The sequence below is a fragment of the Bradyrhizobium sp. STM 3809 genome, from assembly GCF_000239795.1.
In the GTDB taxonomy this organism is placed as follows: Bacteria; Pseudomonadota; Alphaproteobacteria; order Rhizobiales; family Xanthobacteraceae; genus Bradyrhizobium.
Genome location: NZ_CAFJ01000313.1, coordinates 1 through 10,110, shown reverse-complemented (window position 1 = coordinate 10,110; position 10,110 = coordinate 1). Strand labels below are relative to the sequence as shown.

Annotated in this window: 9 protein-coding genes; 6 read left to right on the top strand and 3 right to left on the bottom strand. The window is 69.7% G+C overall.

Features of this window, described 5'->3' with window-relative positions:
- Together BRAS3809_RS17475 and BRAS3809_RS17470 are read left to right on the top strand one after the other, a co-directional pair.
- On the top strand, positions 1-978 hold a 978-nt coding region (locus BRAS3809_RS17475; RefSeq protein WP_035656586.1), incomplete at its 5' end, for a 3' terminal RNA ribose 2'-O-methyltransferase Hen1.
- Between the two features lie 8 nt (positions 979-986).
- Complete coding sequence (locus tag BRAS3809_RS17470) at positions 987-3,545, top strand: polynucleotide kinase-phosphatase (protein WP_008963424.1); 2,559 nt, start codon at positions 987-989, stop codon at positions 3,543-3,545.
- Between the two features lie 405 nt (positions 3,546-3,950).
- Here BRAS3809_RS17470 and BRAS3809_RS17460 read toward each other — a convergent pair whose 3' ends face one another.
- Positions 3,951-4,862, bottom strand: coding sequence for a LysR family transcriptional regulator (locus tag BRAS3809_RS17460; protein ID WP_008963423.1), 912 nt, complete (start codon positions 4,860-4,862; stop codon positions 3,951-3,953).
- A 129-nt stretch (positions 4,863-4,991) separates the two neighbouring features.
- Here BRAS3809_RS17460 and BRAS3809_RS17455 point away from each other — a divergent pair, with 129 nt between their 5' ends.
- The 4 genes from BRAS3809_RS17455 (at position 4,992) to BRAS3809_RS17440 (ending at position 8,266) form a co-directional block, all read left to right on the top strand.
- Positions 4,992-5,759, top strand: a complete 768-nt coding sequence (locus BRAS3809_RS17455) for an enoyl-CoA hydratase/isomerase family protein (RefSeq protein WP_008963422.1) — start codon at positions 4,992-4,994, stop codon at positions 5,757-5,759.
- Between the two features lie 359 nt (positions 5,760-6,118).
- Positions 6,119-6,769 (top strand): peroxiredoxin-like family protein, encoded by a 651-nt coding sequence (locus tag BRAS3809_RS17450; RefSeq protein WP_008963421.1) that lies wholly within the window; start codon positions 6,119-6,121, stop codon positions 6,767-6,769.
- 20 nt (positions 6,770-6,789) lie between these two features.
- Positions 6,790-7,596: an SDR family NAD(P)-dependent oxidoreductase gene (locus BRAS3809_RS17445; RefSeq protein ID WP_008963420.1), complete on the top strand. Its 807-nt coding sequence runs from the start codon at positions 6,790-6,792 to the stop codon at positions 7,594-7,596.
- Between the two features lie 283 nt (positions 7,597-7,879).
- The gene (locus tag BRAS3809_RS17440; RefSeq protein WP_008963419.1) at positions 7,880-8,266 is read left to right on the top strand and encodes a hypothetical protein; all 387 of its coding nucleotides are present in this window, start codon (positions 7,880-7,882) and stop codon (positions 8,264-8,266) included.
- 44 nt (positions 8,267-8,310) lie between these two features.
- Here the strand turns inward: BRAS3809_RS17440 and BRAS3809_RS17435 are convergent, their stop codons facing one another.
- Both BRAS3809_RS17435 and BRAS3809_RS17430 read right to left on the bottom strand, forming a co-directional pair.
- Positions 8,311-9,234, bottom strand: a complete 924-nt coding sequence (locus BRAS3809_RS17435) for an NAD-dependent epimerase/dehydratase family protein (protein ID WP_008963418.1) — start codon at positions 9,232-9,234, stop codon at positions 8,311-8,313.
- A 3-nt stretch (positions 9,235-9,237) separates the two neighbouring features.
- On the bottom strand, positions 9,238-10,110 hold an 873-nt coding region (locus BRAS3809_RS17430), incomplete at its 5' end, for a fumarylacetoacetate hydrolase family protein (protein WP_035656574.1).

Sequence of the window (10,110 nt, the reverse complement as noted above, 5' to 3'; positions counted from 1 at the left end):
CTGTTCGAGCCGCTCGGCTGGGACGTCGCGCTGGCGCCCATCGCGGGTCCCCGAGGCGACACGACCAGCCGCTACGTCCGCCTTACCTTGCGCGGCATCAACAGGCTCAGCGCCTTGCTGAACCATCTCTACGTGCTGATCCCGGTGATGGACGACGCCAAGCATTACTGGGTCGGCGACGAGGAGATCGACAAGCTGCTCAAGCGCGGCGAAGGCTGGCTCGACGCCCATCCGGCCAAGGAGCTGATCGTGCGCCGCTACCTGCGGCATCGCGGCGTGCTGGCGCGCGCGGCGCTGGCGCGGCTCGCGCCGGAGACGCAGGACGAGGCGCTGGAGACCGAGGCGCAGAGCCAGTCCGAAGAAACGCTGGAGGCGCCGATCCGGCTCAACGATCTGCGCCTCGCCGCGGTCGTCGAGGCTCTGCGCAACAGCGGCGCCAGGGCGATCGCCGATCTCGGCTGCGGTGAAGGCAAGCTGCTGCAGCTGCTCCTGCGCGAGCGCTTTGCCGAGCGCCTGATCGGCCTCGACCCCGCCGCCCGCGAGCTGGAGCGCGCGGCCAAGCGGCTCAAGCTCGACGCGCCCGGCGGCCCGCCCGAGGGGCGTGTCACACTGCTGCACGGCTCGCTCACCTATCGCGATGCGCGCTGGTCCGAGGCTGAGGCGGCCGTGCTGGTCGAAGTGATCGAGCATCTCGATCCCGATCGGCTACCGATGGTGGAACGCGTCGTGTTCGGCGCGGCGCGGCCGCGCGTGGTCGTCGTGACCACGCCGAACGCCGACTACAATGCGCTGTTTCCGAGCCTGCCCGCCGGCCAGTTCCGGCACCGCGACCACCGCTTCGAATGGACGCGTGCCGAATTCGCCGCCTGGGCGCAGCGCGTCTGCGAAACCTTCACTTACCAGGTCGCCGTCTCCGGCATCGGCCATCACGACGAGACCCTGGGCGCGCCGACACAGATGGCCGTCTTCACCCGCTGAGCACCGTCATGAACATCGACATCCCCGACTTCGCGCTGGTCGTGCTGATCGGCTCGACCGGCTCCGGCAAGTCGACCTTCGCCGCCAAACACTTCCTGCCGACCGAGGTGATCTCCTCGGACCATTGCCGCGCGCTGGTCGCCGACGACGAGACCGACCAGAACGTTTCGGCCGACGCCTTCGACATCGTCCGCGAGATCGCCGGGCGGCGGCTCAAGCATCGCCGCCTCGCGGTGATCGACGCCACCAATGTGCGCCCTGCAGACCGCAAGGGCTGGGTCGAGCTGGCGCGCAAATGGCACGCGCTGCCGGTCGCGATCGTGTTCGATCCCGGCATCGACATCTGCATCGAACGCAACAGGTCGCGTCCCGAGCGCAGCTTCGGCGGCCCGGTCGTGCAGCGCATGGTCTCGGAGATCCGCCGCGGCCTCGGCGGCCTGCAGCGCGAGGGTTTTCGCCAAGTGTGGAAGCTCGACAGCGTCGCGCGCATCGAGGCCGCGACGATCGCGCGGCAGCCGCTCTGGACCGACAAGCGGCACGACCCCGGCCCGTTCGACATCATCGGCGACGTTCATGGCTGCGCGAGCGAATTGCAGGCGCTGCTGCGCAAGCTCGGCTATCAGGTCGACTGGCGCGAGCAGGATGGCCGGCGCGCTGTCACGGTGACGCCGCCGACAGGGCGCAAGACGGTGTTCGTCGGCGATCTCGTCGACCGCGGACCGCAATCGCCGGATGTGCTGCGCATCGTCATGAGCATGGTCGCGTCCGGCGCGGCGTATGCCGTGCAGGGCAACCATGATCGCAAATTCCAGCGCTGGCTCGCCGGCCGCAAGGTCACGATCGCGCATGGGCTGCAGGCGACGATCGACCAGCTTGCGAATGAGGATCGCAGCTTCCGCGACAGCCTGCCCGAATTTCTCGACAGCCTGCGCAGCCATGTCTGGCTCGATGGCGGCCGGCTCGCGGTGGCGCATGCCGGGCTGAAGGAGGAGATGATCGGCCGCGGCTCCGGCGCGGTGCGCGAGTTCGCGCTGTATGGCGAGACCACCGGCGAGATCGACGAATTCGGCCTGCCGGTGCGTGCCGACTGGGTCGCGAATTATCGCGGGCCGACCGCGGTGGTCTATGGCCACACGCCGATGCTGCATGCCGAATGGGTCAACAACACGATCTGCATCGACACCGGCTGCGTGTTCGGCGGACGGCTGACCGCGCTGCGCTGGCCCGAGCGCGAGCTCGTCGAGGTCGAGGCCGAGCGCGTCTGGTGCGAGCCGGTACGGCCGCTCGGCCTGCGCGCAGGCAGCGCCTCCGCGCAGGCCGAGGCGGATCAGCTGCTCGACATCGACGACGTCACCGGCCGGCGCTGGATCGACACCACGCTGCGCGGCCGCATGGTCGTGGCCGAGGAGAATGCCGCGGCGGCGCTGGAGGTCATGAGCCGCTTCGCGCTGCCGCCGCAATGGCTGATCTACCTGCCGCCGACGATGTCGCCGTCGGAGACGAGCGCGCGCGACGGCTGGCTGGAGCGGCCCGAGGAGGCGTTCGCGCATTTCCGCGCCCGCAACGTCACCGAGGTGGTGTGCGAGGAGAAGCACATGGGCTCGCGCGCCGTCATCGCGCTGTGCAGGAGCGCCGATGTCGCCAAGGCGCGGTTCGGCATTGCCGGCGCGGAGAGCGGCGCGATCTGGACGCGGACCGGCCGCGCGTTCTTCAACGACGCGGCGATGACCGAGGCGCTGCTGACGCGGCTGCGGAGCGCCGTCGAAAGTGCGGGTCTTTGGCAGGAGCTGCAGACCGACTGGCTGCTGCTGGACGCCGAGATCATGCCGTGGTCGGCCAAAGCCGGCGCTCTGATCGAGAGCCAGTACGCGCCGGTGGCGGCATCTTCTGTCGCGGGTCTCGACGCCGCATCCGATGCGCTGGCGCGGGCCGCTGCACGCGGCCTCGACGTCACGGCGCTGCGCGACCAGTTCGACGCGCGCGCGGCCCGCGCGCGGCGCTATGGCGCGGCGTGGGCGCCTTATGTCTGGCCGGTCGGCGGGATCGACGATCTCAAGGTCGCGCCCTTCCACCTGCTCGCGAGCGAGGGCCGTGTCTGGTTCGACCAGGATCACGTCTGGCACATGTCGCTGGCCGACCGCCTGGCGGCGGCGGATCCCGTGATCACGCGCACGCGATGGCGCGTCGTGACTCTGGCCGACGAGACCGCAGTGAACGACGCCACCGCCTGGTGGGAGCAGCTCACAGCCGGCGGCGGCGAGGGCATGGTGGTGAAGCCCAAGAGCTTCGTCGCGCGCGGGCCGAAGGGCCTGATCCAGCCGGCGCTGAAGGTGCGGGGCAGCGAATATCTGCGCATCATCTACGGCCCGGAATACGATGCGCCCGAGCACATCGCCCGCCTGCGCCAGCGCAAGCTCGAGGGCAAGCGCGCCCTCGCGCTGCGCGAGTTCGCGCTCGGCCACGAGGCGCTGGCCCGCTTCGTGGCGCGCGAGCCGCTGCGCCGCGTGCACGAATGCGTGTTCGCCGTGCTGGCGCTGGAAAGCGAGCCGATCGACCCGCGGCTGTGACCGGCTGGCTACCGCTGGCGGACGCTGCGGGGCCCGCTTCCTTCAGGACTCCCGCGATGTCGGCGGAGCCCGCGGTCGAGCCGCCGACCGCGACCTCGATCTCGCCTTCGAGCTCCGGCGCACCTTTCTTGCCGACGCCGGGATGGCCGCTCTCGACGGCGGCGCCGGCGGCTTGCGAGCCGGCGCTGTTGGCTGGACCGGCTGCCCGCACGGACACGTCGGTGCGAGCGATGCCGTGATCCTGCACGAGGTGCTCGACGGCAAGCTCGGCCTCACGGCGCGTGGCGAAGTGGCCGATGATCGTACGTTCCATTGCCATCTCTCCTGGCTCGTCACCGGCGATACCGGCCGCTCCAGTCGAACGCCTGGCGCGAGGCGGCCGTTCCATGTCGTGGGGCTGCAACATCATGCCGTGAACGACGACAGCCGCGCATCGAGCGAGAATTCATGCGCGAGATGATCGATGATCGCGCGCACCTTCAGCGGCACGAAGCGGCGGGAGGCATAGACCGCGTGCATCGGCAGCGGCCGCGGCGCGTAGTCCTGCAGCAGCACCTTCACTGCGCCGGTCTCGATCTCGCGCGCAAACGCGAAGGTCGGGATCACGGCAATGCCGAGGCCGCCCAGCACGCCGTCGCGCACCGCTTCCGAATTGTCGGCGCGATAGCGTCCGCTCACCTCGACCGCGACGGGTCCGTCCGCGCTCTCGAACAGCCAGCGATTGCCGGTGGCGAGCCGGGAGTAGACGATGCATTGGTGATCGACGAGATCGGCCGGCACCTTGGGGGCGCGGTGCGCCTTGAGATAGGCGGGCGAAGCCACCGTGACGCGCTGCACCGTGCCGATGCGCCGCGCGATCAGGCCGGGATCGGTGATGTCGCCGACACGGATGGCGACGTCGATGCCCTGCTCCACCAGGTCGGCGAAGCCGTCGCCCATGATCAGGTCGATCGACACGTCGGGATAGCGCTTGAGAAACGGCGGCAGCCGCGGCACCACATGGAGCCGCCCGAACACGACCGGCGCAGCCAGCCGCAACAGCCCGGACGGCTTCTGCCGGCGGCGTCCGACGGCGCCCTCGGCCTCCGACACAGCCTCCAGCGCCCGCAGCGCGTGCTCGTAGAACACCCGTCCATCGTCGGTCAGCGTCAGCGCCCGGGTCGTCCGCGTGAACAGGCGGGTGCGCAGATGCTCCTCCAGCGCGCCGATCTGGCGGCTGATGGTCGGCTGCGTCGTGTTCAGCTCGTCGGCGACAGCGGTGAAGCTGCCGGCCTCGACCACTCGCACGAAGGTCCGCATCGGTCCAAGCAGGTCCATCGCTGCCCCCATACATAAAACGTATGAATGATATCGACCCAACGAGAATTATCCAAGGGCATCGAATGAGCCATGCTCCTCCCATCAGCAACGGCCGGCCCACCGCCGGCAACCGCCACGGAGAGAGCCATGACCCCGTCTTATTTCACCCGCTTCGCCCATCTGCGCCTGAGCCGCGATGCCCAGGGCGTGCTGCTGGTCGAGATGCACAGCGACGGCGGGCCGATCCGCTTCGATGCGCGCGACCACACCGAGTTCACCGACGCCTTCTATGAGATCGGCCGCGACCGCGACAACAAGATCGTGATCCTCACCGGCGTCGGCGACTACATGGCCGAGATCGACTTCGCGAGCTTCGGCAATGTCGGCGACGCCAACGCCTGGTCGCGCGTGCATGACGAGGGCACGCAGATCCTGGAGAACATCGCCAACATCCGCGTGCCGCTGATCGCCGCGATCGAGGGCCGCGCCCACATCCATACCGAATATGCGCTGTTCGCCGACGTCATCATCGCCGGCCGCGGCGCCACCTTCCACGACCTGCCGCATTTCGCCGGCGGCATCGTGCCGGGCGACGGCATCTTCACGACGTGGTCGTATCGCGCCGGCGCCGGCCGCGCCCAGGCCTTCCTGTTGAACCCGCAGCCGCTGTCGGCACAGGAGGCGGCGAGCTGGGGCGTCGTCAATCACGTCGTCGACGACGGCACGACGGTCGCCTTCGCCCGCGAGCTCGCCGCGCTCTATCTGCGCCAGCCCGAGGTGACCCGCCGCAACAGCCGCATCCATTTCGTCCAGCCGCTGAAGGAGCGCGTCGTCCGCGAGGTCGGCTACGGCCTTGCCCTCGAAGGCGCCAGCGCCAACGCCCTGGTGCAGCAGATGATGGCGGGACAGCGCTGAAGATCGGCATCTGACGATGCCATCACGCTGCTCCCGCCGGCGCCATCCCACATGAATCATTTGGGGCTGTGCCGACGGACAATTGCGCCAGTGAGTTACTCCGTCATGCCCGGACTTGTCCCGCCTGCGCGGCCGAAGCCGCTTCGGCGTGGCGAAGGCCCGGGCATCCACGCCGATCCACGCATGCCGAACGACGTGGATGGCAGGGACAAGCCAGGACAAGCCCGGCCATGACGATGTGGCGGCAGGCGCGCGCAAAACTCCAATCATCTCATCCGATCGCCCTGCCGCAGGCGGGGAGAGGTTCACCACAAGCACGCTTCGATTCCGACGCCGCAGCCTCACAAGGAGCCATCATCATGTCTCTGCAAACTGAACTCGACGCCTTCAAATCCGCCTGGACGGCGCGTGTCGGCGACGACATCGCCACGCTGGTCGACACCGACAACGCAGCGCTCCAGGACCTGGCGGCTCGCGCTCTCAAGGAAGGCGCCTTGTTCCCCGCCCTCACCCTCCCCAACCACACAGGCGGCGTCACCGATCTCGCCGCGCTGATCGCCGACAGCGCCCTGATCGTGACCTTCTATCGCGGCGGCTGGTGCCCCTACTGCAATCTCGAGCTGCGCGCCTACCAGGCGCTGCTGCCGGAGATCACGGCGCGTGGCGCGCGTCTGGTGGCGATCTCTCCGGAGACGCCCGACAACACGCTGAGCACCGCCGAGAAGAACGCGCTTCTCTTCGACGTGCTGTCGGACACCGACGGCCGCCTCGCCGATGCGCTTGGGATCCGTTACGAGCTGACCGCGCCGATCAAGGCGCTGTATCAGAAGTTCGGCCACGACCTGCCGGTGCACAATGGCGACGGCCGCTGGTCGCTGCCGATGCCCGCGACCTATGTCGTCGCCAAGGGGGGCCGCATCCTGCTGGCGCATGTCAGCCCGGACTACCGGACCCGGCTGGAGCCGGAGGCCGCGCTGGCCGCGCTCGCTTCGCCTGCGGCCGCAGCCTGATGTCTTGAGGAGACAAAGCCATGATCCTCGACGGCAAGGTTGCCCTGATCACCGGCGCTGGCAGCGGCATCGGCCGCGCCACGGCGCTCGCGATGGCCCGACGCGGCGCACACCTCGTGCTGTTCGGCCGCACACAGGCCAAGCTGGCCGAAACGGCGGACCTCGCCGCCAGTCATGGAGCAAGGGTCGAGACGCTCGGCGGCGACGTGGCCGGCGAGACCGCCTGTGCCAACGCGCTTGCCTTGGCGCGCGAGCGCTTCGGCCGGCTCGACATGCTCGTCAACAATGCCGGCAATGTCCGCGCCGGTCGCCTGGAGACGACCGACATCGCCGACATCCGCGCCATGATCGAGGTCGATCTGCTTGCGCCGATCCTGTGGAGCCGCGCGGCGCTGCCGCTGCTGCGCGCCAGCCGCGATGGCGTCATCATCAACGTCGCGTCCGGCATCGCTTTGGTCGGCGCGCCGTTCTACGCCACCTATGCCGCGGCCAAGGCCGGACTCGCCAGGTTCGGCGAGGCGCTGCATCGCGAGTTGCTCGACGAAGGCGTGCGGGTCCTGACCGTGTATCCCGGCGCGACCGAGACGCCGATGATGGCGAGCAACAAGGCCGGTCCCGATCTCGGCTTCGCACGGGAAACGCCCGAAATGGTCGCGGACGCGCTGGTCGAGGGCCTCGTCGCCGGCGCCCGCGAGGTGATCCGCGCCAACGAGACGCGGCGCGCGATGATCGCGCTCAACCGCGATCATCCCGAGCAGATCGACGAGCGCTTCCGCGTGCTGAAGCCACGGCTCGAAGCGGCCGTCGCCGGCCATCACGCGCCGTGATCGCTGGCGTCGGCGCTGGCCTTGCGCCGGCGCCGCGCCTGCGCGCCGGCACTCTCGAGAGGCAGCAGGCGGGACAGGCGGCGACGATGGTGGATGGTATCGCGGTGGTGCGGCGCCCGGCGGCGGAAGTGCCGGCCCCCGCGTCCAGCCGATGACCTTCTCGGCCACCGCCAGCGGTGGTCCGAGGAAGTTCCCGACTTGACGAGACAGCCACAAACCGGACAAAGATTGCGCCAAAATGTCGCGGCGGAGGTTGGCCATGCGATATCTCGACGGTGCAGTGATGTTCTTCAGCCTCTGGCTGCTGGCATCGATGCTTCTCGACGCCCTGACGCCGCCGGAGCTGACCTTCTACATGATCGGCCCTGCGATCGCGCCGGCCGTCCTCGTGGCTGGCTTCCTGTACTGGCTGCGCATCCCCGCGCTGGATTTCGCCCTCGTCTTCGGCACGCTGTGGATGGTCTCCGAGATGGTGCTGGAGATGATCTCGCCGAAGCCGCTCTCGCCCTTGATGGCCATTCTCGCCGCCGCCCCGCTGCTCCTCGCCGGAATTCTCGTGAACGTGCAGCAGTGGCGCCGCTCGCGCGGGCTCGTCCGTCCGGTCGGATCCGCATCCATCAAAAACATCCCGGGCTCATCCGCCCCGATCGCGAGCCGGACGCGGCTCTGATCGGAATGGCTCGGGCTGGCACGATCGCGCGGTGAGCGGCGCGATCAGCCGTCATGAGCCGCCAGCGCATGCGAGAGCAGCGCCGCGACCGATCCATCATGGTGGAAGCCGAGCGCCAGTTCGGCGCGCGTGTCCAGCGGCGGATAGCGGCCGAACACGGCCTCGATGCGCTCATCGGGGTCGTATGTCACCAGCCGCGTCCGCTCGGCGCCGAACATCTGCCCCAGGCCTTCCACCACCCCGGCGACGGACAGATGCAGCGCCGGCAGCTGAAGCACGCCGCAGATCTCGGCGGCGCCCGCCAGAACGAGATGGTCGACCACCGCCGTCCGCGACAGCCACCAGCAGGTCGCCGCCGCGGACACGGGACACACATAGCGCTCGCCCGCGGCCAGTGCGTGCAGCAATTCGCTCATGAAGGCCGAGCCGAACCCGCTGACGGGACGCGGCCGCGCCACGATCCCGGGCAGCCGCAACGAGACGCCGGAGAGCTCGCCGCGCCTGGTGTGATCAGCCAGCGCGATCTCGACCATCCGCTTGTGGGCGCCATAGGTGGTGGCCGGCCGCGGCTCGGTTCGCGCGCTCACCACCGCCGCATCCAACGGGCCGTACACCGCGATGCTGCTCGCGTAGACCACCCGCGGGCGATGGGCCGATCCCGCGAGCCATTGCAGCAGATCGAGCGAGGCGTCGAGGTTGACGCGGCGGCCGAGCACAGGCTCGGCCTCGGCGCGCGCCCCGGGCACGCTGGCGAGATGGAACACCCGGTCGAACGAGGGACGGCCGAGCCGGGCCAGCACGGCGGCATCGAGCGCGCCGCTGATCCAGCGCACCCGCGGATCGGACGACCACGACGGCTGCGCCGCGAGATCGATGGCGGTGATCTCGGCGACAGTCGCGTCCGCGAGCAACCGCCGCAGCAATGCTCCGCCGATGAAGCCCGCAGCGCCTGTGACCAGGATGCGCATCGCTCAGGCCGCCGTCGCGCCGGAGGCGCGCACCACCTGCTGATGGATGCGTCCGAACGGGCCCGGGCTGCCGTCGGCGAAGCGGGCCTCCATGGTGACGTGCTCGCCGAAGCGCAGGAACGCTGTCTGAGCCTCGCCGTGGTCGATCATCTCGATCGCCCTGACCTCGGCGAGGCAGCTCGATCCGGCGTTGCGATCGGCGTTCGAGACCGTGCCCGAGCCGATGATCGTGCCCGCGCTCAGCCGGCGCGTCCGCGCGGCATGGGCGATCAGCTGCGGAAACGAGAACGCCATCTCGCCGCCCGACGCCGCGCCGATCCGCTCGCCGTTGCGCTGGACGTGCAGCGCCATGGCGATGCGGCCATCGTGCCAGGCCGCGCCGAGCTCGTCAGGCGTCACCGCGACCGGCGCGAAGCTCGTCGACGGCTTGGCCTGCAGGAACCCGAAGCCGGTGCGCACCTCGCGCGCGCCGACCGCGCGCAGGCTCCAATCGTTGATCTGCACCAGCAGCCGGATGCGCGGCGCGGCCTGCGCGGCCGATGATCCCATCGCGACCTCGTCGACGATGACGCCGAACTCGCCCTCGCAATCGATGCCGTCGGCCTCGGAGACGAACGGGACATCGGCCTGCGGGCCGAGGAAGTCGTCGCTCGCGCCCTGATACATGATCGGGATGGTGTCGAAATCCGGGATCGCCGGCTTGTTGAAGGCGACGTCCATCAGCCGCCCGTGGTTGAGGAATGCCGAGCCGTCGAGCCATTGCGGCGCGCGCGGCAGCGGCGCGGCGCAGCGCGCAGGCTCGAACGCGAACACGTCCGTCGCCGCACCCGCCTCCAGCCGGGCGGCGAGATCGCGCAGTGGCGCCTCNATGTCCTG

Coding starts and splice junctions, on each gene's coding strand:
- BRAS3809_RS17470 (WP_008963424.1), top strand. CDS start 987: ATGAACATCGACATCCCCGACTTCGCGCTGGTCGTGCTGATCGGCTCG.
- BRAS3809_RS17460 (WP_008963423.1), bottom strand. CDS start 4,862: ATGGACCTGCTTGGACCGATGCGGACCTTCGTGCGAGTGGTCGAGGCC.
- BRAS3809_RS17455 (WP_008963422.1), top strand. CDS start 4,992: ATGACCCCGTCTTATTTCACCCGCTTCGCCCATCTGCGCCTGAGCCGC.
- BRAS3809_RS17450 (WP_008963421.1), top strand. CDS start 6,119: ATGTCTCTGCAAACTGAACTCGACGCCTTCAAATCCGCCTGGACGGCG.
- BRAS3809_RS17445 (WP_008963420.1), top strand. CDS start 6,790: ATGATCCTCGACGGCAAGGTTGCCCTGATCACCGGCGCTGGCAGCGGC.
- BRAS3809_RS17440 (WP_008963419.1), top strand. CDS start 7,880: ATGTTCTTCAGCCTCTGGCTGCTGGCATCGATGCTTCTCGACGCCCTG.
- BRAS3809_RS17435 (WP_008963418.1), bottom strand. CDS start 9,234: ATGCGCATCCTGGTCACAGGCGCTGCGGGCTTCATCGGCGGAGCATTG.